Source organism: Stenotrophomonas sp. AR029 (assembly GCF_047520695.2).
GTDB lineage: Bacteria > Pseudomonadota > Gammaproteobacteria > Xanthomonadales > Xanthomonadaceae > Stenotrophomonas > Stenotrophomonas sepilia.
Genome location: NZ_JAXBQQ020000009.1, coordinates 35,075 through 55,876, shown reverse-complemented (window position 1 = coordinate 55,876; position 20,802 = coordinate 35,075). Strand labels below are relative to the sequence as shown.

The following is a 20,802-nucleotide window of genomic DNA, read 5'->3' as shown; positions in this document are numbered from 1 at the left end:
ACATGCTCGATCATCTTGGTTTGACCAGCGCCGACCTGGCGCGCAGCAGGACCTTCTTCCTGCAGGCACTGGCGCCGCTGCAGATCGGCGTCGTGATGGAAGTGAGCGCCGAAGAAACCGGTGACCACGACCACATCGGCTTCGGCAGCGACGGCAAGCCGTTCTTCTGGCTCGGCAATGGCGGCACCACCAGTCACGGCGTGCACGTGGCCTTCGCCTGCGCCAGCCGTGCGCAGGTGGATGCCTTCCATGCCGCCGCGCTCGCCGCCGGCGGCCGCGACAACGGCGCCCCGGGCCTGCGCCCGTGGTACCACCCGGATTACTACGCCGCCTTCGTGCTCGACCCGGACGGCAACAACATCGAAGCGGTCTGCCACCGTCCGTCCGATGGGGCAGCCGCATGAGCGATTACGTCCGCATCGTCGAGGTCGGCCCGCGTGATGGGCTGCAGAACGAAAAGCAGTCGGTGTCCACCGCCGACAAGATCGAACTGATCAACCGCCTGTCGGCCACCGGCCTGCGCAGCATCGAGGCGACCAGCTTCGTCAGCCCGAAGTGGATCCCGCAACTGGCCGACGCCGCCGAGGTCTATGCCGGCATCCAGCGCAGGCCGGGCGTGCACTACCCGGTGCTGGTGCCGAACGAACAGGGCTACGACCGCGCCCGCGCGGTGGGCGTGGAGGAAGTGGCGGTGTTCACTGCCGCGTCCGAGGCCTTCAACCGCACCAATACCAATGCCGGCATTGACGAGTCGCTCGCCCGGTTCGAGCCCATCCTGCGCCGCGCCGCCGCCGATGGCGTGCGCGTGCGCGGCTACGTCTCCACCGTGCTCGGCTGCCCCTACCAGGGCGAGGTGCCGCTGGCCGACGTGGTGCGCGTGGCGCGCGCGCTGCACCAGATGGGCTGTTACGAAATCTCGCTGGGCGACACCATCGGCGTCGGCACCCCGCGCAAGGCACGGGCGATGCTGCAGGCAGTGGCGGCCGAGATTCCGATGACGGCACTGGCCGTGCACTTCCACGACACCTACGGCCAGGCCATCGCCAACATCGCCACCTGCCTGGAAGAAGGCGTGCGCGTGGTCGACAGTGCCGTCTCCGGCGCCGGTGGCTGCCCGTATGCCAAGGGCGCCAGCGGCAACGTCGCCAGCGAGGACGTGGTCTACCTGCTGCAGGGCCTGGGCCTGGACAGCGGCGTGGACCTGCCGGCACTGGCCGAGACCGGCCGCTGGCTGGCCGGCCTGCTCGGTCGCGCTACCGCCAGCCGCACCGGGCAGGCGCTGGCCGCCGCAGGTTGACCGCCGCACTGCGCCGCACTGCTGCGGCGGCGCAGTGCACAACAGCGACGGTCGCAGCTTCCGTTAGAATCGGCGGTTCTCGAACCTGCAGGACCGTTCAATGCAGCTGTCTTCCGTACGTGCCGTGATCACTGGCGGCGTCTCCGGCCTCGGCCTGGCCGTGGCCCAGCACCTCGTCGCCCAGGGCGGCAAGGTGGCCCTGTTCGATCTCAACGACGACAAGGGTGCGACCGCCGTTGCCGGGCTGGGTGCCGACAACGCCCGCTATTTCAACGTCAACGTCAGCGATGAGGCCGCCGTGGCTGCGGCCATCGACCAGGCCCACGATTTCCTCGGCGGCCTGAACGTGGCAATGAACTGCGCCGGCATCCTCGGCGCCGGCCGCGTGCTGGGCAAGGACGGCCCGATGCCGCTGGCCGGCTTCCAAGGCACGGTGATGGTCAATCTGGTCGGCAGCTTCAATGTCGCCAAGGCCGCGGCCAACCGCATGCAGCACAACGAGGCCGGCATCGATGGCGAGCGCGGGGTGATCATCAACACGGCCAGCATCGCCGCCTATGAAGGCCAGATCGGCCAGGCCGCCTATGCCGCCAGCAAGGGCGGCGTGGTCTCGATGACGCTGCCGATGGCGCGCGAACTGTCGCGCTTCGGGATCCGCGTCAATACGATTGCTCCCGGCGTGTTCTGGACGCCGATGGTGGACGGCATGCCCGAAGCCGTGCAGCAGTCGCTGGCCGCCTCGATCCCGTTCCCGTCGCGGCTGGGCAAGCCGGAAGACTTCGCCAGCCTGGTCGGCTTCATCCTTGGCAACACCTACCTCAACGGCGAGACCATCCGCCTGGACGGCGCTACCCGCCTCGCTCCGAAGTGATTCCCCCGGGCGCCGGGACGGCGCCCTCCCCCAACGACCTAGATCACCATGAAAGCCAACGACATCAAGAAGGGCAACGTCGTCGAGTACAACAACGGCGTGTACCAGATCCGCGACATCGAGCGCAGCTCGCCGCAGGGTCGCGGCGGCAACGTCCGCTTCCGCTTCATCATGTACAGCGTGCCGGGCGGCAACAAGCTCGACGCCAGCTTCGATGCCGACGACAACCTGGTCGAGGTCGAACTGCTGCGCCGCCAGTCCACCTATTCGTACAAGGACGGCGATGCCTTCGTGTTCCTGGATGACGAGGACTACACCCCGTACACCCTGGATGCGGACGTGATCGGCGATGACGCCGGTTACATCACCGACGGCCTGACCGGCATCTACGTGCAGGTGATCGACGAGCAGCCGGTGGCGATCCAGCTGCCGGCCTCCGTGGTGCTGGAAGTGATCGAGACGCCGCCGGAACTGAAGGGTGGCACCGCCACCAAGCGCCCGAAGCCGGCCAAGCTCAACACCGGCATCGAGATCATGGTGCCGGAGTACATCGTCAACGGCGAGCGCGTGCTGGTGAACACCGCCACCGGCGAATTCGCCGGCCGTGCCGACTAAGCACCCTGCGCCGATCGTCTGCCGATCGCTGCCTGCGGCAAGTTCGCCGCAGGCAGCAAGCGGCGCATCGCTGACAGCAGTTGTGTAGAGCCGAGCCCGCGCTCGGCTGCGGTGGGTTGAACAGGTGCTGCAGCCGAGCGTGGGCTCGGCTCTACAGGAAACTTACGGCTGTTTCGCACCGAAGTTGCCGCAGCCATGGTACTGGCGGGTACCGACAGTCAGCATCGCCTTGGCCTCGAATGCCTCGCCGCTCATGTCATCCTGGCAGGTGGTGCGCTGGAAGCTGAGCTTGACGTCGGTGCCGTCGGACGCCTTGCCGCTCCATCCATCAGCGCCCTGGGTGGGCCTGGCCACGTCAAAGCGGCGCTCGCCGTAGTCAACTTCCACCTGCAGGCCCGGCATATCGCCATCGACGACTGCTAGCCATCCAGGTTCATTGCCGGTGGCACGGAACGCGGCATTGCCGGCGCTGCCATCGCCTTCGGTGGCTTCCACCGCATGGCACTCGCGATCCGGCTCGCCCTTCAGGCTCAGCAGGCCATCATCGCTGCCCTTGGTCCAGAAGCTGTTGCCAAGGCCATCGTTGTATTTGGCGCCCGATGCCGCGCGCTCGGAGGTCATGGCGAAGCCACGCTCGCCGATCACCAGCGTGGCAGCATCCTCGCCATTGAAGGTCGCGACCACACTCAGATCACCACACTGGTAGGCGGTCTCGCTGCCACCTTCCGTGTTGGCGCTCGGCTGCGGCGTGGCAGGCGGGGCGTCATTGCTGCCCGCCGCGGGTGCCTGGGCCGGCTGGCACGCGGCCAGGACCAACCCCAGGGAGGCTGCCAACAGACTGGGTACTACACGCATGGCTCGACTCCTTGTCGACACTACAGGAATGCTCGACCCTACCACCTCGGGGTGAGCGGGGCCTGAAAACGGCCTGACCGCACTCATGCGGCCAGCACCGCCATCGACAGCAGCTGCGCGCCACTGCCGCCGGAACTGCAGGTCCAGACCCGCAACAGGCGCAGCTTCAGTTCGCGCTCCAAGCCCTGCCGCCACACCGACATCCGCACGTCGCTGGACAGCAACGCCAGACGGCCACACAGCAGCGTTTCCACCGCGTGCAGCTGCAGGCTTCGTACCTGCAGGTCTCCGGCCAACCAATCACCCAGCCACGGCAGATCGAGCATGCGGCCACCGTGGCCGTCCATCAGGAACAGGGCCGGCGATACCAGCGCGTTCAACGCATCGTGATTGTTCTCCAGCAGCGCTGCGCACAGGCGCTGTTCCAGCGCCAGCAACTGCTGCTCATGCAGATCTTCAACGATGTTCCGTTCCATCCACGGTTCCTCCCGGCATCGGCCGGCGCCTGCGCAGGCGCTGCGCGATCCACTGCCGCGCGCCCTGCACCACTACATAGAAGACCGGCACGAAGAACACCGCCAGCACGGTCGCACTGACCATGCCGCCGAACACACCGGTTCCAATCGCCTGCTGGGTTTCCTTCGACGCGCCCTGCGCCAGCATCAGCGGCACAACGCCCAGCGCGAACGCCAGCGAGGTCATCACGATCGGGCGCAGGCGCAGCCGCGCCGCCTCCAGCGCTGCTTCAACCAGACCGCGCCCCTGCTGCTGCAGCTGGCGCGCGAATTCGACGATGAGGATCGCGTTCTTCGCCGACAGCCCGATCACGGTGATCATGCCGACCTTGAAGAACACGTCGTTGGGCATGCCGCGCAACAGCACCGCGGCGACCGCGCCAAGCAGGCCCAGTGGCACCACCAGCAGCACCGCCAACGGAATCGACCAGCTCTCGTACAGCGCGGCAAGCACCAGGAACACCACCAGCATCGACAACAACAGCAGCCACGGCGCCTGCGCCCCCGACTCACGCTCCTGCAGCGACTGGCTGGTCCACTGCAGGGCGAAGCCGGACGGCAGTTTTGCGGCCAACCGCTCCATCTCCGCCATGGCTTGGCCGGTGGACACGCCAGAGGCCGGGGCGCCGGACAGGTTCAGCGCGGGGAAACCAAGATAGCGTTGCAGCTGCAACGGCGCTTCGGTCCAGTGCGGGGTGACCAGCTCGGACAACGCCACCATGCCGCCCTCGCTGTTGCGCACGTACAGCTTCAGCACGTCTTCCAGCTCCATCCGGTGCGGCGCATCGGCCTGCAGGATCACCTGCTGCAGCCGTCCCTTGTTGGGGAAGTCGTTGACGTACTGCGAGCCCATGGCTGCCGACAGCGTGCTGCTGATCTGCTCGAAGCCCACGCCCATTGCCTCGGCCTTGGCCCGGTCGATGTCCAGCCGCACGCTGGTGCCGGCCGGCAGGCCATCGGCATGCACCTCCGACAGCAGCGGGCTGGTTTCGGCCAGCTTCAGCAGCTGCTGCAGGGCCGCGCGCAGTTCGGCCTGGCCCTGCCCGGTGCGCGCCTGCAGCGCCAGCGAGAAGCCGGACGAACGTCCCAGGCTGTCGATGGCCGGCGGCATCACGCTCATCACCTCGCCCTCGGCAATCGTGGCCATCGCCTGCTGCGCGGCCTCCACCTCACCGGCCGCGGTTGCGCCTGCGCGCTCACCCCAGTCCTTCAGCATGGTGTAGGTCAGCGCCGCACTCGGGCCGGAACCGGAAAAGCTGTAGCCGAGGATCGACTGGTTGGAGCCGATGCCCGGACGCGAGGCCACGTGCCGTTCGTAGGCTTCGACCACGGCCAGCGTACGCTCGGCCGTCGCCTCGGCCGGCAGCTGGATCGAGGTCATGAAATAGCCCTGGTCTTCTTCCGGCAGGAATGCGCCCGGCAGCCAGTGCAGGCCCAGCAGCAACGCCGCCACCAGTGCGGCGAACACGCCCATCACCCGCCCGCTCCGCTGCAGCACCGTCGCCACACCACGCTGGTAACGCCCGGTCATCCGCTCGAAGCCTTGGTTGAAGGCGCCGAACAGCCCGCCGCGACCGTGATGGCCGTGGTTGGCCTGGCGCAGCAGGGTCGCGCACAGCGCCGGCGTCAGGCTCAGGGCCAGCAGCGCCGAGAACAGGATCGACACCGCCATCGCCACGGTGAACTGACGGTAGATCGCGCCCACCGAACCGCTGGCGAACGCCATCGGGATGAACACCGCGGTCAGCACCAGGGTAATGCCGATCACTGCGCCGGTCAGTTCACGCATCGCCTTGATGGTGGCCTCGCGCGGCGGCAGGCCCTCCTCGGCCATGATCCGCTCCACGCCCTCGACCACCACGATCGCGTCGTCGACGATGATGCCGATGGCCAGCACCATGCCGAACATGGTCAGCACGTTGATCGAGAAGCCCAGCGCCAGCATCACCGCGAACGTACCCAGCAGCGCGATCGGTGCGACCAGCGCCGGGATCAGCGTGTAACGCCAGTTCTGCAGGAACAGGTACATCACCGCGAACACCAGCAGCATCGCCTCCAGCAGGGTCTGCACCACCTTCTGGATCGATATCTCCACGAACGGCGCGGTGTCGAACGGGATGCTCGCTTCCACCCCGCGCGGCAGCAGCGGCGCCAGCTCAGCCATGCGCTCACGCACCGCCGCAGCGGTACGCACCGCGTTCGCGCCCGGGCGCAGCTGCACGCCGGCGGCGGTGGCTGGATGGCCGTCCTCGCGGGTGCCCCAGGCATAGCTCTGCGCGCCCAGCTCGACGCGGGCGACATCACCCAGCACCACCCGTGAACCGTCGGCGCCGGCACGCAGTACGATCGCCGCGAACTGTTCCGGCGTGGACAACTGGCCGTCGGCACTGAGCGGCACGGTGATGCGCTGGCCTGGAACACCCGGCGAATCACCAATGCGTCCTGGCGAAATCTCCAGGTTCTGCTGCTCGATCGCGGTTGCCACATCGCCCATGGTCAGGCCGTAGCCGGTCAACCGGGTCGGGTCCAGCCACACGCGCATCGCCTGCTCGGCACCGAACAACTGCACGCGGCCGACGCCATCGATACGGCGCAGCTCTTCGATGATGTTGCGCGCCATGAAATCGCCCAGCGCCGCCTCGCTGACGCTGGCATCGGGCGAACGCAGGCCGACCAGCATCAGGAAGCCGGAATCAGCGGCCTCCACGAACAGCCCGTTCTGGCGCACGCTGCGCGGCAGCCGCGGTTCGATCGCCTTGATGCGGTTCTGCACGTCCACCTGCGCCAGCTCCGGATTGGTGCCGGGCTTGAAGGTGGCAGTGATCGACGCTTCGCCGGACGCGTCCACCGACGACTCGAAGTACAGCAGGTGCTTGACGCTGGACAGCTCGCGCTCGATCAGGCCAACCACGGCATCATTCAGCGTCTGCGGGCTGGCACCCGGGTAGCTGGCATAGATGCTGACGCTGGGCGGGGCGACTGCTGGATAGCGCTCCACCGCCAGCCGCGGGATCGCCAGCACGCCGGCCAGGATGATGAAGATCGCCAGCACCCAGGCGAACACCGGGCGATCGATGAAGAAACGTGCCATGTTGGATTTCCCTGGAGGGACCGGCCCCGGAAAGGCTCAGCCCTTGCTGCCGGCCTGCACTGCACCGGCGCTGGCGACCGGCATCTGCCAGTCGCGCGCATCGACCACCACGCCTTCCTGCAGGCGCTCCTGGCCCTCGACCACCACCTTCTCGCCGGCCTTCAGGCCCGTGCGCACCAGCCACTGGCGATCGACACTGCCGTCCACTTCCAGCGTGCGGATCACCGCCTTGCCGTCGGCGCCGATCACCCAGGCATAGGCCTGGCCACCGGCGCTGCGCAGCACCGCCTGCTGTGGCACGGTCAATGCACTGGCCGGCGCGCCACGTGGCACCCTCGCGCGCACGTACATGCCGGGCAGCAGCTGTCGCTGCGGGTTGTCGACCAGGATGCGCAGGATGACATCACCGGTTCGCGCATCGACATTGATGCCGGAGAACAGCAGTTGGCCGCGTTCGGGCAGTGGCTTGCCGCTGGCACCGATGATCGTCACCGGCAGCTCGCCGCCACCGGCGGCACTGCGCTGCAGAGACTCCAGCTGCGCCGCCGGTTGGCGCACATCGACATAGACCTGGTCGATCTGCTGCACCACTGCCATCGGCTCGGCATCGGCCACGCCCACCAGTGCGCCTTCGGTCACCAGCGCCTGGTCGATGCGGCCGGCAATCGGCGCGCTGACCGTGGCATAGCGCAGGTCAAGCTGGCGACGGGCCAGGATCGCGCGCGCTTCGTTCACCGCGGCACGGGCCTGTTCGTACTCGGCACTGGCATCGTCGCGATGCTGTTGGCTGACCGCCTGTGCGGCGGCCAGCGCATGCAGGCGCTGCGACTGCACGCGGCTGCGGCCCAGCGCCGCTTCGCTGCGCTGAAGGGCTGCCAGTGCCGAATCAACATCTGCACGGAACGCCGCCGGATCGATCTGGAACAGGGCCTGGCCGGCGCTCACTTCTGCGCCTTGGTCGAACAGGCGGCGCTGCACGATGCCGCCCACCTGGGCACGGATCTGTGCGGTGCGCACGGCAGCCACGCGGCCGGGCAGTTCGTCATCGCGCTGTACCACCTGCGGGCCGACGGTGACCACGCTGACACGCGGTGCGGCTTCGGGAGTGGCTTCGGGGGTTGAGCAGGCCGTCATGGCCAGGGCGAGGGCCGCGATCAACGCGACCGGAGTCCTGAAGGTTCTCATTGCTGTGCACAATGCCGCGCAGGCGGCGGATAGGTTCTGAAGCGCGCAGTGTGCGTGGCAATGATGGGGTTTCGATGGAGGAACTGTGGAGATACGATGGAGGCAAGCACCTTACGGCCCCGCCCCTGCATGCATGCCTCCCCCGCCCTCGCCGCCCTGGTCCTGATCGTCGAGGATGAGGCCGAGATCGCCGATATTCTCAGCGCCTACCTGGAACGCGAAGGACTGCGCACGCTGCGCGCGGCCGATGGCCATAGCGCACTGGACCTGCATCGCAGCGCCCGCCCCGACCTGGTCCTGCTCGATGTACAGCTGCCACGCCTGGATGGCTGGAGCGTGCTGACCCAGCTGCGCCAGCGTGGTGAGACGCCGGTGATCATGCTGACCGCGCTGGACCAGGACCTGGACAAGCTGACCGCGCTGCGCATGGGTGCCGACGACTACGTGGTCAAGCCGTTCAACCCGGCCGAGGTGGCGGCGCGCGTGCGCGCGGTGCTGCGGCGTACGCTGCGCGCCTCGCGCGTGGACGCGCCCACTGCGCTGCGCGTCGGCCCGCTGCTGATCGACTCGGCCACCCACGCCGTGCACGTGGAGGGCGAAGGCTATAGTCACGAAGTGCTGCTCACGCTCACCGAGTTCAAGCTGCTGCACTGCATGGCGCTGGCACCGACCCGCATCTTCAGCCGCAGCGAGCTGATGCACGAATGCCTGCCGGAAAGCGAAGCGCTGGAGCGCACTGTCGACAGCCATGTCAGCAAGCTGCGCCGCAAGCTGGACGAAGTGGGCATGGTCAATGTTCCGGCCAGTGTGCGCGGCGTCGGCTACCGGTTGATGGCTGACCGCTGATGGCCCGACTGCGCCGTTCCGGGCTCAGCCGCCACATCATCGTCTCGATGTCGCTGATGGTGATCGGCGTCATCGTGATGATGATCCTGTCGTCGTGGCTGCTGTACGCGGTGCTGGTCGAGTTCTTCCCCGGAAGTACCGAAGAGCCGGAAAGCTGGCTGCCGACCGGGCCGGAGCTTGCATGGATGGTGGGCGTGATCCTGACCGGCCTGGCGCTGGCCATCGCCGCCTCGTTCCGCCTCGCCCACCGCATCCTGTCGCCGTTGAATTCGCTGGTGGACAGCGTGCGTGCGCTCGCCAGCGGTGACCTTGGGGCGCGCGCCAACGTCGAGGAGAATTCGCCGGGCGAAGTGGCAACCCTGGTTGAGGACTTCAATGCGATGGCGCGCCGCCTGCAGCACATGGAGAGCGAGCGCGCGATGTGGCATGCGGCCATCGCACATGAGCTGCGTACTCCGGTGACGATCCTGCGCGGCCGCCTGCAGGGACTGGCCGAGGGCGTGTTCCAGCCGGACGAGTCGCAGTTCCGCAGCCTGCTCGCCCAGGTCGAAGGGCTGTCGCGACTGATTGAAGATCTGCGCGTGCTGAGCCTGTCCGACAATGCGCGGCTGGACGTGCGTCGCGCACGCACCGACGTGGTGGCCGAGGTGCATTCGGTGATGACGCTGGTCGACCCGCAGTTCCGCGCTGCGGGCTTCGTGCTGGAACTGGAAACCAGCCGCGAGGAACACAACGCGCACTGTGATCCCACGCGCCTGCGCCAGGCGCTGCTGGCGCTGCTGGAGAACGCGCGTCGCTATGCCAGCCCAGGCAAGGTGCGCATCGCCGTGCATGACACGCCGGGCCATGTGCAGGTGGCCATCGAGGATGAAGGCCCGGGCATTGATCCGGGACTGCATGCCGACATCTTCACTCCGTTCATGCGCGCCGACGGCTCACGTTCGCGCCAGGGCGGTGGCAGCGGGCTCGGCCTGGCGGTGGTCAAGGCCATCGCCGATGCACATGGCGGCCATGCCTACTGCACGCCCGGCAGCTGCGGCGGCAGCCGTTTCGTCATCGAACTGCCGCGCCAGTAGCCGGTCCAGCGGCCTGCGTGCGCAGGTGTGCCCCCAGCGCGGCCAGATTGGCGTCGATCGCATCCATTTCCTCACGCTGCCGCGCCGGCAACTGCTGGCGAAGCTGCACACGCAATGCCTGCCATGCCGGTACCGCCTGCGCACTGGCAGTGGTCACGGCCGCAGACAGCAGTACCTGCTCGTCGCCCAGAGGCAACCCATAGCCGCCGTCCTGCAGCAGCGTCCCTGGGCGCAACCACTGCCCACTCTGCGCCAGCAGGCCGCGCAGGCTGCGGGTTTCCGCGCTGTCCGCAGCAGCCAGCAGCTGCCGCTTGAGCACATCGCGTGCCCGCAGCTCGGCACGCCGCTGTGCGGCCTGTTCCAGCAACAGCAGGCCGGCACTGGCGCGCAGGTCGCCCTTCAGCAGCCACGGTGCCCGTTGTTCCGCCGGCAGCTTCAACCAGCCGCGCACATCGCGGGCGGGCAGGCTCAGCTGGGTCGCCGCCACTGTGAACAACTGCTGGTAGTGGTCGCGCGCGGAAGCGAAGTAATAGCCCTGTGCCTGCGCAGCGTTGCGGTCCGTGAGTACCCGCTCGTCGAGCATGCCCAGCCGCGCCAGCCGGCGCTTGAGACCGCGCGGACTCAGCTGGGCCAGCCCGGCCTCGCCCAGCCGCGGCACTCCGGCCTGCAGCAGCTTGGCGGTCTCCACCGCACAGTTGTTGCTGACGAAGTAATAGCGCCCGTCATAGCTCCAGTGCACCTGGGCGGTGCGCTCGAGCAGGCTGGCGATCTCATCGCGCTGCAGCCGCAATGGCAGCGACTGCAGGCCGCGCAGTTCGACCTTGGTGTACTCGTCCACCACCTGCTGCAGCGGCAGCACGAACAGCCGCGACGGGTAGCCGCCGGTCAAGCCGCGCCAGTTGGATATCTGCACGTCGCCCACGAACGCGCGGAAGGACAGCACGCGGTGGTGTTCGAGATCCAGCCTGCAGTCCGGCCCCGGTGCGCGCCCGGGCCTGCAGATCACCAATCGCAGCATGCTGTGGCCCCAGCGGCTCATCGGCTGCGCGCTGCCTTCGGCGAACAGGTAATCCACGGCGTAGACACGCGCGGGGTCGAGCTGCAGCAGCGATGCCGCCCCCTCTTCCGATTCGGCCTGCAGCAATGGCAACGCGGTCGCGCAGTGCGACTGCGGCAGCGATGGCGGGGTTCCGAAATGGGCCTGGTACCACCGCGCCAGTGCCGGGCGCCGGCAGGCGAACTCGCTGTCGAGCACGAAATGCTCGGCGTTCACTGCCAGGTACTCGGCCGGGTCCTTCAGTTCATACGCATCGGGGCTGCGGTCACGGAAGTCGTTGTCGCCACGGCCGAGATGCCAGGGCTTGCGCTGCCAACCCGCGAGGTCACGCCATCGCATGCTCTGCGACCAGTTCGCACCGCCACGGTCGGCGACGTGCGTTAGTTCGTGTACCAGCGCGCTGCGGCGTGCGCGCCGGGCGCCCGGCGCACTGTCGCCCAGCAGACTCCGGCGCAGCACGATACGGCCAGCGAAGGTGCGGCCATGCACATCGGCCGGCAGGTCATCCGTCCAGCGCACCCGCACCTGCGCCGGCAACGCAGCCAGCAGGCCGTCCGGCAATAGTGACTGCACGTCGGCCAGGGTCTGGCTGGCGAGCCGCTGCTGTGCCGGATCGAGACCGGACGGATCAAGCTGCAGGCGATCAGCTGCAGGCGCGACGTGGGCGGTCAGCAGTAGAGCCACGCCAAGCGTGGCGGCGTTCCGTGCAGATGTCATGCAGTTGCCGGCCAGCGGCCGGCACTACCCGAAGGCCGGATCAACGGGCCAGCAGCGCGCGGGCCAGTTCCAGGTCGCTCTGCAGCTGTGCGGTGGCGCTCTGCTCACGCAGGTGGACCAGCGCGGCCTGCAGGCGGGCGCCACGGATCTGGCCGTCGCTGGCAACGAACGCAGCGGCATCGTCGCGCGCGGCCAGCACCACCTTGTCATCACCCGAGCTGCTGCCCGAGGAGCCGGAGGAAGCGCCGGTGGCCGAACCGGCCGAGGTGCCGGCGAAGCTGGAAGCGAAGCCGGCCAGCGGCAGGGACAGCAGGGCGAGCAGCAGAAGCTTACGGGTCATCGGTTCGAAGCCGGTTGTGAGGATGCGTGGAGCGTAACGGGTGCGTGAAGGATTTGCCCGGCTCAGGCGTCGAACAGCTTGCCGGGATTCAGCCGCGCTTGGGGATCGAACGCGCGTTTGACCGCCTTCATCAGCGCGATTTCGGCCGGGCCGCGGGTGCTGTCCAGGTAGCCCTTCTTGACCAGGCCGATACCATGCTCGGCCGAGATGCTGCCATCGAAACGCGCCAGCACCTGCGCCAGCAGCTTGGTGACGTGCTCGCACTGCGCCACGAAATCGGCGTCACTGGTGTCGTCGGGCTTGAGCACGTTGATGTGCAGGTTGCCGTCGCCGATGTGGCCGAACCAGACCACGTCGAAGTGCGGGTAGGCTTGCCCGATCAGTGCCTGGGTCTCTGCCAGGAACGCCGGCATCGCCGAGATCCGTACCGAGACGTCGTTCTTGTAGGGTTTGTAGCGCGCCAGCGATTCGGTGATGCCTTCGCGCAGGCGCCACAGCTGGGCGGCCTGGGCGTCGCTGGCACTGATCACCCCGTCGCTGACCCAGCCGTTGCCCATGCAGTCCTCGAAGGCCGCCATCGCCGCCGCTTCCTGCGCTTCGTCGTTGGCGGCGAACTCGGTGACCACGTAGTACGGGTGCACCTCGTCGAACGGCGCCTGCGCACCGTGCGCCAGCACATGCTCCAGCGCGCGGTCGGTGAAGAACTCGAAGGCCTGCAGCTGCAGGCGCGCGCGGAACGCGGCGAACACCTGCATCAGCACTTCGAAGCTGGGTACGGCCAGCAGCATCACGTTGCTGGCCGGCGGCGGGTCGGTCAGCTTCACGGTGGCTTCGACGATCACGCCCAGCGTGCCCTCCGAACCGATCAACAGCTGGCGGAAGTCATAGCCGCTGGAGTTCTTGATCAGGCCCTTGTTGAGCTCGAGCAGTTCGCCACTGGCGGTGACCACCTTCAGCCCGGCGATCCACTCGCGGGTGTTGCCGTAGCGGATCACTCGGATGCCGCCGGCATTGGTGGCAACGTTGCCGCCGATCGTGCACGAGCCGCGCGCGGCGAAATCCACCGGGTAGATCAGGCCGTGGTCCAGCGCGGCGTTGTGCACGGCCTCCAGCGGCATGCCGGCCTGCACCACCAGGGTGCGATCGACCGCGTCGTAGTCCAGCGCCCTGTTCATCCTCTCCAGGCTGAGCACGAGCTCGCCGTTGGCCGCCACCGCGCCGCCCGAGAGGCCGGTGCGGCCGCCCGACGGCACCACCGCCACGCCCTCGGCGGCACTCCAGCGCATCACCGCCTGTACCTCCTCGACCGTGGCCGGCAGTGCGATCGCCAGCGGCGCCGGCGTCCAGCGCCGGGTCCAGTCGCGCCCGTAATGCTCCAGGTCGGCCGGGTCGGTCTTCAGCTTCAGGCCGGGACAGGCCTGCTGCAGCGAGGCAATGCGGGAATCGGTCATGACGGTCCAGCGCGGGGCGTGAAGAACGGGCAAGCGTGCCAGCGGCACGCGCCAGCGTCCAGCCCTGCAGACAGGCAGATAGCTACGGATGCAACCAATTGCGCACTGCACCATGAGCGCCGTGATCTGGCATAGTGGTTGGCCCCTGTCCCACTGGCCGTGTTGCCCCATGTCGCCGAAGAAGACCTCGTTCCCGAAGCAGGATATCCGCGTGCTGTTGCTGGAGGGGGTCAGCCAGACCGCCGTGGAGGTGTTCAGCGCCGCCGGCTACAGCCAGATCGAGGCACACACCAAGGCGCTGCCCGAGGACGAATTGAAGGCGCGCATCGCCGAGGCACATATTGTCGGCATCCGTTCGCGCACCCAGCTCAGCGCCGAGGTGCTGGCCGAGGCGAAGCGCCTGATCGCAGTGGGCTGCTTCTGCATCGGCACCAACCAGGTCGACCTGGATGCGGCCGAACTGGCCGGCATCCCGGTGTTCAATGCGCCCTATTCCAATACCCGCAGCGTGGCCGAGCTGGTGATCGCCGAGGCGATCATGCTGACCCGCGGCATCCCGCAGAAGAACGCCGAATGCCATCGCGGCGGCTGGTCGAAGTCGGCCAGCGGCAGCCATGAAGTGCGTGGCAAGACGCTGGGCATCATCGGTTATGGCCACATCGGCACCCAGGTCGGCGTGCTGGCCGAATCGCTGGGCATGCAGGTGATCTTCCACGACGTGGAAACCAAGCTGGCGCTGGGCAATGCGCGTGCCGCGGCCAGCCTGGACGACCTGCTGGCGCGCGCCGACATCGTCACCCTGCACGTGCCGGAGACGCCGGCCACGCAGTGGATGATCGGCAGCACCGAGCTGGCGAAGATGCGCAAGGGTGCGCACCTGATCAACGCCGCGCGCGGCACCGTGGTCGACATCGATGCGCTGGATGCTGCGCTGGCCAGCGGCCACGTCGGCGGTGCCGCGCTGGACGTGTTCCCGGTCGAACCGAAGGGCAACGGCGATATCTTCGAGTCGCCGCTGACCCGCCACGACAACGTGATCCTGACCCCGCACGTGGGCGGCAGCACGCTGGAAGCGCAGGACAACATCGGCGTGGAAGTGGCAGCCAAGCTGGTGCGCTACAGCGACAACGGCAGCACCCTGTCGGCGGTCAACTTCCCGGAAGTGACCCTGCCCGAACACGAAGACAGCCTGCGCCTGCTGCACATCCACCAGAACGTGCCGGGCGTACTGTCCAAGGTCAACGAGATCTTCTCGCGCCACAACGTCAACATCGACGGCCAGTTCCTGCGTACCGACCCGAAGGTGGGCTACGTGGTGATCGACATCACCGCCAGCGAGGCACAGGCCGCCGCCGTGCGCGACGAGCTGGCCGCGATTCCGGGCACGCTGCGGACGCGCATTCTGTATTGAGCAAGGCGTCGCCGGGCATACCCCGGCGGAGTGCTTCCGGCATCGCGCCATCCACGCATGGCGTGGATCTACTGGCGTTTCGCGCGATCCCGCAGTAGATCCACGCCATGCGTGGATGGAACACCTCAGAACCTTACGGCGTGGAGGTTCTTGTAAAAGTCCCAATGGATCAGAACCCTGTCTTCCATCGACAGGAACAGCGTATCGACGAAATCCAGCTCCTCGGCATGAACCAGCCAGTCCTGCAGGCGGCTGCCCAGCGAAGGTACCGCCCCATCCACCTGGACAACCGTCAACGCAGCCTCGCTTGGCAAGCCAACAGCATCTGCAATGTCGCTCAACTCCTGCGCCAGCCGCTCCCGCCCCACCCCGGGGACCTCCAGGCGTGATGGCACGCGCTCCCAGTCGATGGATGTGATGACTGGCAATGCAGCCTTGATCATCGCAAGGGCAGCATCCTGCTTCGCCTCGCCACACGCATGAGCCGCAACAAACGCGGCACAGCCGTCCGAGAGCATCAACGTGCCAGCCAGCGGCGCGCCATGCGCTGCATGGATTCATCCGATTCGGGGTCGGCCGCGACCTCGGTTACCGGCCGCCAGGCCAGGTCCAGCGATTCCTCGCTGAGCACGAAGGCCTCGCCACCCAGCGCCCGGATCACGAAACGCACGTCGTAGTGCCAGTGCCCCGGCACGTCCTTGCGCTCCGGAATCCAATGCTTGTCCAGATCGAAGATGGCCGGGTCTTCCAGTACCAGGCCGCTCAGCCCGGACTCCTCCTCGGCTTCCTTCAGCGCCACCTGCGCCAGATCACGGTCGCCGTCGGCGTGACCGCCCAGCTGCAGCCAGCGCTGCAGCTTTCGGTGATGGGTGAGCAGCAGGCGCTGGCCGTCGGCACTGACCAGCCAGCAGCTGGCGGTGAAATGCCCGGCCAGCCGTTCGCGACGGAACGGATCTTCTGGATCGTCCAGCAATGTGCCGAATTCGGCAGCCAGTGCGTCGTAGGCGGGCTCGCGGCGGGCATAGTCCCGCAACAGGCCGCGCAGGCGATCGTCAAGCACGGCAAGGGTTTCGGCGGTCTGGCGCATGAATGGGGGCGGTTCGGAAAAATACTGCTCATTATCGCCGTTCATTGTTGCGATTGCGCTTGTGCGTTGGCTTCAGCTTTGGCTAAGGTACAGCGGGCCGTTCGCACGGCCTTCACCATTCAAGGTTGCCGGCAACGTATCGGCGGCCCACCCCATCCGATCATTAGGAAGTACTGCATGCTGAAAGCTCTGTTGAGGGTCAAGCCGGTCCAGCCGGCCGGGCACGTCGATGCCGGCGAACCCATCGAAGGCAGCCTGGACGGCGAAGCCACGTTGAAACGGACCCTCACGGCTAAACACCTCATCCTGCTTGGCGTGGGTGCGGTGATCGGCGCTGGTATCTTCGTGCTGACCGGCCAGGCCGCAGCCAACCACGCCGGCCCGGCGGTGATGCTGTCGTTCGTGCTGGCCGGCTTCGCCTGCGCCCTGGCGGGCCTGTGCTACGCCGAGTTCGCGGCGATGATGCCGGTCTCCGGCAGTGCCTACTCCTACTCCTATGCCACCCTCGGCGAAGGCATGGCCTGGTTCATCGGCTGGTGCCTGGTGCTGGAGTACCTGTTCGCCTCGGCGTCGGTCGCGGTGGGCTGGTCGGCCTACCTGATCAGCTTCATCACCACCACGCTGCACATGCCCTTCCCGGACCTGCTCAGCGCCGCACCCATCGCCTGGACCGGCAGCGAGTTCGTATCTTCCGGCAAACTGTTCAACCTGCCGGCGGTGCTGATCGTGGCGGCGGTGTCCGGCCTGCTGTACGTGGGCGTGACCCAGTCGGCGTTCGTCAACGCCATCATCGTGGCGATCAAGGTCACCGTCATCTGCCTGTTCATCGGCATCGGCGCGGCCCACATCGATCCGGCCAACTGGCAGCCCTTCATTCCGGAAAACACCGGCGTGCCGGGTGAGTTCGGCTGGAGCGGCATCTTCCGCGCGGCCACCATCGTGTTCTTCGCCTACATTGGTTTCGATGCGGTCTCCACCGCCGCCGGCGAAACCAAGGACCCGCAGCGCAACATGCCGATCGGCCTGCTCGGCTCGCTGGCCGTGTGCACGATCGTCTATATCATCGTCTGCGCGGTGCTGACCGGCATGATGCCGTACCACCTGCTGGGCACCGACAAGCCGGTGGCGACCGCGCTGGAGCCCTACCCGACCCTGTCCTGGCTGAAGACCCTGGTCGAGATCGGCGCCATCGCCGGCCTGTCCTCGGTGGTACTGGTGATGATGATGGGCCAGACCCGCATCGCCTACACCATTTCCCGCGACGGCCTGCTGCCGAAGTTCTTCGGCAAGGTCCACGCTCGTTTCCGCACACCCTATTGGGCCACGATCGTGGTCGGCGTGATCGCCGCCGCACTGGCCGGCCTGGTGCCGCTGAACGTGCTGGGCGAACTGGTGTCGATGGGTACCCTGCTGGCTTTCGCCACGGTCTGCATCGGCGTGCTGGTGCTGCGCTATACCAAGCCGGAGATCCATCGCCCGTTCCGCGTGCCGGCGGTGTGGATCATCTGCCCGCTTGGCGCTGCGGCCTGCCTGTTCCTGTTCTGGCAGGCGTTCGTGGTGCACTGGCACCTGTTCGTCGGCTGGACCGTGCTGGGCATGCTGATCTATCTCGGCTATGGCATGCGCAACAGCAAGCTGGCCCAGTAACCCTGATCCGCCTACGGGCCGGCCCTGTGCCGGCCCGTCCGTTTTCCCCGCGCGCCAGACACCGCGCGCTTCGACAAGACCACCACACATGTTCAAGCAACTGTGGGCCACCAAGCACCCGCATGCCGCCCATGAAGACGCCAACGGCCTGAGCCTGCGCCGCCACCTCGGCCCCTGGGGCCTGACCGCCCTCGGCATCGGTGCCGTGATCGGCGGCGGCATCTTCGTCATCACCGGCCAGGCCGCCGCCAACCACGCCGGCCCCGCGATCATGCTGTCGTTCGTGCTGGCCGCCATCTGCTGCGCCTTCTGCGCGCTGGCCTACGCCGAGTTCGCCTCGATGGTGCCGGTCTCCGGCAGCGCCTATACCTATACCTACGCCACCTTCGGCGAACTGTCGGCCTGGTTCATCGGCTGGATGCTGGTGCTTGAGTACGGCGTCTCTGCGTCGGCGGTGGCGGTCAGCTGGACCGGCTATTTCCTCAGCCTGCTCAGCCAGTTCGACATCCATCTACCGGCGGCGCTGGTCAGTGCGCCACTCGATGCACAGCTGCGCCCCACCGGCGCGATCGCCAACCTGCCGGCCGCTGCGCTGGTACTGCTGCTGACCTGGCTGTGCTACGTCGGCATCAGCAAGTCATCGGCAATGAACATGGCGATGGTCGTGCTCAAGACCGGCCTGATCCTGCTGGTCATCGTGGTCGGCTGGAAGTACGTGGACACCAGCAACTGGACGCCGTTCATCCCAGCCAATGAAGGCCCCGGCAAGTACGGCATGGAAGGCGTGCTGCGTGGCGCGGCGATGGTGTTCTTCGCCTACATCGGCTTCGAGGCGGTGTCGGTGGCGGCGCAGGAATCGAAGAATCCGCAGCGCGACATGCCGATCGGCATGATGCTGTCGCTGGTGGTCTGCACCGTGCTCTACATCGCGATGGCGGCGGTGATGACCGGCCTGGTGCCGTTCCAGCTGCTGGGCACCGACGAACCGGTGGTGACCGCGGTGGCCGCGCATCCGCAGCTGGGTTGGCTGCGCTGGGTGGTCGAGGTCGGCGCGCTGGTCGGCCTGTCCTCGGTGGTACTGGTGATGATCATCGGCCAGCCGCGCATCTTCATGATCATGGGGCGCGACGGCCTGCTGCCGCCGGTGTTCACCAGGATCCACCCGAAGTACCGCACCCCGCACATCAACACGGTGATCACCGGCATCGGCATCGCGCTGCTGGCGGCGCTGTTCCCACTGGACATCCTTGGCGAGCTGACCTCGATGGGCACGCTGATCGCGTTCGCGGCGGTGTGTGCCGGCGTGCTGATCCTGCGCCGCACCCAGCCGGACCTGCCGCGCCCGTTCCGCATGCCGATGGCCTGGCTGATCTGCAGCCTGGGCGTGCTGAGTTGCGTTGCCCTGCTGTCGGCGATGACGATGCACAACTGGATGCTGATGGGCGTCTGGACCTTCGTCGGTTTCGTGATCTATTTCTGCTACGGCTTCAGGCACAGCCGGCTGCGTGTGAAGTAGGGTTTTTTGCATTGCAGGGCCTGCGGCCCTGCACCCGCTGGAGCAACGTCAACAGCAACAGCTGGACTGAGGGTTTGGCGAGGAGGGGGGAGATTGCGGGGGACGCTGCAAGTACATCCCTGTAAGCTCGGTCGCCGCATCCATGCGGCTCACGCCCCCGCAACCTCCCCCCTCCCCGCCTCCGACAGTCTCCTGGCACGTCCGGTAGATCCACGCCATGCGTGGATGAATTGCGTCTGAGAGATGAATTCTCTCCGGTCGATGAATTCCCTGTAGAGCCGAGCCATGCTCGGCTCCGAGCAAGCGCAGCGCCGCGACCCGCTTTTCGCTTTTCCTTCTTCACTCCGTGGCCGGCCGTACACCGGAACCTGTCAGAGGCGGGGCGGGTGGGCCGTGTAGGGGCGCTGGCGCCATGGATGGCGCCATCGAGCTTACAGGGACGTACTTGCAGCGTCCCCTGCACGGCCCACCTGCCCCGCCCCGCCCATGAACCGCTCTATACGACCCGCCACGAGGGGCTCAGCCGTTGGCCGAATCCAGTAAAATCGTCGGCATGAACGCCCCCACCTTCCCCTACGACACCGCGCGCCTGAGCGAACTGGCCCAGCTGCTGATCGACAACGTCCGCGAACTGGCCCATGCCGGCTGGACCCCGGCCACCAGCAGCAACTTCTCCCACCGCCTGGACGATCGCCACGCGGCGATCACGGTGTCCGGCAAGGACAAGGGCCGCCTGATCGAGGACGACATCATGGTGGTGGACTTCGACGGCCAGGCCGTCGGCCGTCCGCTGCGCCCGTCCGCCGAGACCCTGCTGCACACCCAGTTGTACCGCCGCTTCCCGGAGGTCGGCTGCGTGCTGCATACGCACTCTCCGGTGCAGACCATCGCCTCGCGCCTGTACGCGCCGCAGGGTCATATCCGCCTGGAAGGCTACGAGCTGTTGAAGGCCTTCGCCGGCAACAGTACCCACGAAATGGCCATCGATGTGCCGGTGTTCGCCAACACCCAGGACATGAACGTGCTGTCGAAGCAGGTCGATGACCTGCTCGACCGGCAGAACCTGTGGGGCTATCTGATCGATGGCCACGGCCTGTACGCCTGGGGCCGCGACATGGCCGAGGCACGCCGCCACCTGGAAGCGTTCGAGTTCCTGTTCCACTGCGAACTGGAGCTGCGCAGGCTGCGCGGCTGAACCGGCGCGCAGGTGCAGATGCCGATCCGG

Annotated in this window: 19 protein-coding genes; 10 read left to right on the top strand and 9 right to left on the bottom strand. The window is 67.3% G+C overall.

Annotated elements, in window-relative coordinates:
* Positions 1 to 2 precede the first annotated feature (2 nt).
* The 4 genes from ACM0PB_RS19485 to yeiP all read left to right on the top strand — a co-directional run bounded on the left by ACM0PB_RS19485 (position 3) and on the right by yeiP (position 2,783).
* On the top strand, positions 3 to 404 hold the full coding sequence (locus tag ACM0PB_RS19485) for a VOC family protein (RefSeq protein WP_005416368.1): 402 nt from the start codon (positions 3 to 5) through the stop codon (positions 402 to 404).
* The gene (locus ACM0PB_RS19480; protein WP_065177609.1) at positions 401 to 1,297 is read left to right on the top strand and encodes a hydroxymethylglutaryl-CoA lyase; all 897 of its coding nucleotides are present in this window, start codon (positions 401 to 403) and stop codon (positions 1,295 to 1,297) included. Before ACM0PB_RS19485 ends, ACM0PB_RS19480 begins: the two co-directional genes overlap by 4 nt.
* A 100-nt stretch (positions 1,298 to 1,397) precedes the next feature.
* Entirely contained in the window at positions 1,398 to 2,168 is a 771-nt protein-coding gene (locus ACM0PB_RS19475; RefSeq protein WP_065196763.1) for an SDR family oxidoreductase, read from the top strand.
* 48 nt (positions 2,169 to 2,216) lie between these two features.
* Positions 2,217 to 2,783: an elongation factor P-like protein YeiP gene (gene yeiP, locus ACM0PB_RS19470; protein ID WP_005409468.1), complete on the top strand. Its 567-nt coding sequence runs from the start codon at positions 2,217 to 2,219 to the stop codon at positions 2,781 to 2,783.
* 162 nt (positions 2,784 to 2,945) lie between these two features.
* On the opposite strand, the gene ACM0PB_RS19465 is transcribed toward yeiP, so the two are convergent.
* From ACM0PB_RS19465 to ACM0PB_RS19450, 4 genes are all read right to left on the bottom strand, one after another.
* Positions 2,946 to 3,638 carry a COG3650 family protein gene (locus ACM0PB_RS19465; RefSeq protein WP_164230313.1) on the bottom strand — a complete coding sequence of 231 codons (693 nt, stop codon included), beginning with the start codon at positions 3,636 to 3,638 and terminating at the stop codon, positions 2,946 to 2,948.
* Between the two features lie 83 nt (positions 3,639 to 3,721).
* A complete protein-coding gene (locus ACM0PB_RS19460; RefSeq protein WP_065184948.1) occupies positions 3,722 to 4,114 on the bottom strand; it encodes a nuclear transport factor 2 family protein in 393 nt (130 codons plus the stop codon).
* A complete protein-coding gene (locus ACM0PB_RS19455; protein WP_235649555.1) occupies positions 4,095 to 7,244 on the bottom strand; it encodes a multidrug efflux RND transporter permease subunit in 3,150 nt (1,049 codons plus the stop codon). The genes ACM0PB_RS19460 and ACM0PB_RS19455 overlap by 20 nt, the downstream gene beginning before the upstream one ends.
* Positions 7,245 to 7,280: 36 nt before the next feature.
* Complete coding sequence (locus ACM0PB_RS19450) at positions 7,281 to 8,429, bottom strand: efflux RND transporter periplasmic adaptor subunit (protein WP_065196766.1); 1,149 nt, start codon at positions 8,427 to 8,429, stop codon at positions 7,281 to 7,283.
* Between the two features lie 129 nt (positions 8,430 to 8,558).
* On the opposite strand from ACM0PB_RS19450, the gene ACM0PB_RS19445 reads away from it, so the two are divergent.
* Positions 8,559 to 9,275 carry a response regulator gene (locus tag ACM0PB_RS19445; RefSeq protein WP_005416361.1) on the top strand — a complete coding sequence of 239 codons (717 nt, stop codon included), beginning with the start codon at positions 8,559 to 8,561 and terminating at the stop codon, positions 9,273 to 9,275.
* On the top strand, positions 9,275 to 10,351 hold the full coding sequence (locus ACM0PB_RS19440; RefSeq protein ID WP_065184954.1) for an ATP-binding protein: 1,077 nt from the start codon (positions 9,275 to 9,277) through the stop codon (positions 10,349 to 10,351). Before ACM0PB_RS19445 ends, ACM0PB_RS19440 begins: the two co-directional genes overlap by 1 nt.
* Here ACM0PB_RS19440 and ACM0PB_RS19435 read toward each other — a convergent pair.
* From ACM0PB_RS19435 to ACM0PB_RS19425, 3 genes are all read right to left on the bottom strand, one after another.
* Complete coding sequence (locus ACM0PB_RS19435) at positions 10,329 to 12,125, bottom strand: DUF7844 domain-containing protein (protein ID WP_065184955.1); 1,797 nt, start codon at positions 12,123 to 12,125, stop codon at positions 10,329 to 10,331. The two genes, ACM0PB_RS19440 and ACM0PB_RS19435, sit on opposite strands and share 23 nt — an antisense overlap.
* Before the next feature lie 40 nt (positions 12,126 to 12,165).
* The gene (locus ACM0PB_RS19430) at positions 12,166 to 12,465 is read right to left on the bottom strand and encodes a DUF2388 domain-containing protein (RefSeq protein WP_005416358.1); all 300 of its coding nucleotides are present in this window, start codon (positions 12,463 to 12,465) and stop codon (positions 12,166 to 12,168) included.
* A gap of 62 nt (positions 12,466 to 12,527) precedes the next feature.
* A complete protein-coding gene (locus tag ACM0PB_RS19425; protein WP_065184957.1) occupies positions 12,528 to 13,916 on the bottom strand; it encodes a D-2-hydroxyglutarate dehydrogenase in 1,389 nt (462 codons plus the stop codon).
* 169 nt (positions 13,917 to 14,085) lie between these two features.
* On the opposite strand from ACM0PB_RS19425, the gene serA reads away from it, so the two are divergent.
* Positions 14,086 to 15,327 carry a phosphoglycerate dehydrogenase gene (gene serA, locus ACM0PB_RS19420; RefSeq protein WP_005409458.1) on the top strand — a complete coding sequence of 414 codons (1,242 nt, stop codon included), beginning with the start codon at positions 14,086 to 14,088 and terminating at the stop codon, positions 15,325 to 15,327.
* Positions 15,328 to 15,452: 125 nt separating this feature from the next.
* Here serA and ACM0PB_RS19415 read toward each other — a convergent pair whose 3' ends face one another.
* Together ACM0PB_RS19415 and ACM0PB_RS19410 are read right to left on the bottom strand one after the other, a co-directional pair.
* Entirely contained in the window at positions 15,453 to 15,845 is a 393-nt protein-coding gene (locus ACM0PB_RS19415; RefSeq protein WP_065184959.1) for a hypothetical protein, read from the bottom strand.
* The gene (locus ACM0PB_RS19410) at positions 15,845 to 16,459 is read right to left on the bottom strand and encodes an NUDIX hydrolase (RefSeq protein ID WP_235649554.1); all 615 of its coding nucleotides are present in this window, start codon (positions 16,457 to 16,459) and stop codon (positions 15,845 to 15,847) included. The genes ACM0PB_RS19415 and ACM0PB_RS19410 overlap by 1 nt, the downstream gene beginning before the upstream one ends.
* Positions 16,460 to 16,591: 132 nt before the next feature.
* Between ACM0PB_RS19410 and ACM0PB_RS19405 the strand changes: the two genes are divergently transcribed.
* The 3 genes from ACM0PB_RS19405 (at position 16,592) to ACM0PB_RS19395 (ending at position 20,772) form a co-directional block, all read left to right on the top strand.
* Entirely contained in the window at positions 16,592 to 18,061 is a 1,470-nt protein-coding gene (locus ACM0PB_RS19405; protein WP_111200478.1) for an amino acid permease, read from the top strand.
* An 88-nt stretch (positions 18,062 to 18,149) separates the two neighbouring features.
* Positions 18,150 to 19,577 carry an amino acid permease gene (locus ACM0PB_RS19400; RefSeq protein ID WP_005416353.1) on the top strand — a complete coding sequence of 476 codons (1,428 nt, stop codon included), beginning with the start codon at positions 18,150 to 18,152 and terminating at the stop codon, positions 19,575 to 19,577.
* A gap of 553 nt (positions 19,578 to 20,130) precedes the next feature.
* Positions 20,131 to 20,772 (top strand): methylthioribulose 1-phosphate dehydratase, encoded by a 642-nt coding sequence (locus ACM0PB_RS19395; protein ID WP_057497058.1) that lies wholly within the window; start codon positions 20,131 to 20,133, stop codon positions 20,770 to 20,772.
* The last annotated feature ends 30 nt before the right edge of the window (positions 20,773 to 20,802 follow it).

Coding starts and splice junctions, on each gene's coding strand:
- ACM0PB_RS19485 (WP_005416368.1), top strand. CDS start 3: ATGCTCGATCATCTTGGTTTGACCAGCGCCGACCTGGCGCGCAGCAGG.
- ACM0PB_RS19480 (WP_065177609.1), top strand. CDS start 401: ATGAGCGATTACGTCCGCATCGTCGAGGTCGGCCCGCGTGATGGGCTG.
- ACM0PB_RS19475 (WP_065196763.1), top strand. CDS start 1,398: ATGCAGCTGTCTTCCGTACGTGCCGTGATCACTGGCGGCGTCTCCGGC.
- yeiP (WP_005409468.1), top strand. CDS start 2,217: ATGAAAGCCAACGACATCAAGAAGGGCAACGTCGTCGAGTACAACAAC.
- ACM0PB_RS19465 (WP_164230313.1), bottom strand. CDS start 3,638: ATGCGTGTAGTACCCAGTCTGTTGGCAGCCTCCCTGGGGTTGGTCCTG.
- ACM0PB_RS19460 (WP_065184948.1), bottom strand. CDS start 4,114: ATGGAACGGAACATCGTTGAAGATCTGCATGAGCAGCAGTTGCTGGCG.
- ACM0PB_RS19455 (WP_235649555.1), bottom strand. CDS start 7,244: ATGGCACGTTTCTTCATCGATCGCCCGGTGTTCGCCTGGGTGCTGGCG.
- ACM0PB_RS19450 (WP_065196766.1), bottom strand. CDS start 8,429: ATGAGAACCTTCAGGACTCCGGTCGCGTTGATCGCGGCCCTCGCCCTG.
- ACM0PB_RS19445 (WP_005416361.1), top strand. CDS start 8,559: ATGCATGCCTCCCCCGCCCTCGCCGCCCTGGTCCTGATCGTCGAGGAT.
- ACM0PB_RS19440 (WP_065184954.1), top strand. CDS start 9,275: ATGGCCCGACTGCGCCGTTCCGGGCTCAGCCGCCACATCATCGTCTCG.
- ACM0PB_RS19435 (WP_065184955.1), bottom strand. CDS start 12,125: ATGACATCTGCACGGAACGCCGCCACGCTTGGCGTGGCTCTACTGCTG.
- ACM0PB_RS19430 (WP_005416358.1), bottom strand. CDS start 12,465: ATGACCCGTAAGCTTCTGCTGCTCGCCCTGCTGTCCCTGCCGCTGGCC.
- ACM0PB_RS19425 (WP_065184957.1), bottom strand. CDS start 13,916: ATGACCGATTCCCGCATTGCCTCGCTGCAGCAGGCCTGTCCCGGCCTG.
- serA (WP_005409458.1), top strand. CDS start 14,086: ATGTCGCCGAAGAAGACCTCGTTCCCGAAGCAGGATATCCGCGTGCTG.
- ACM0PB_RS19415 (WP_065184959.1), bottom strand. CDS start 15,845: ATGCTCTCGGACGGCTGTGCCGCGTTTGTTGCGGCTCATGCGTGTGGC.
- ACM0PB_RS19410 (WP_235649554.1), bottom strand. CDS start 16,459: ATGAACGGCGATAATGAGCAGTATTTTTCCGAACCGCCCCCATTCATG.
- ACM0PB_RS19405 (WP_111200478.1), top strand. CDS start 16,592: ATGCTGAAAGCTCTGTTGAGGGTCAAGCCGGTCCAGCCGGCCGGGCAC.
- ACM0PB_RS19400 (WP_005416353.1), top strand. CDS start 18,150: ATGTTCAAGCAACTGTGGGCCACCAAGCACCCGCATGCCGCCCATGAA.
- ACM0PB_RS19395 (WP_057497058.1), top strand. CDS start 20,131: ATGAACGCCCCCACCTTCCCCTACGACACCGCGCGCCTGAGCGAACTG.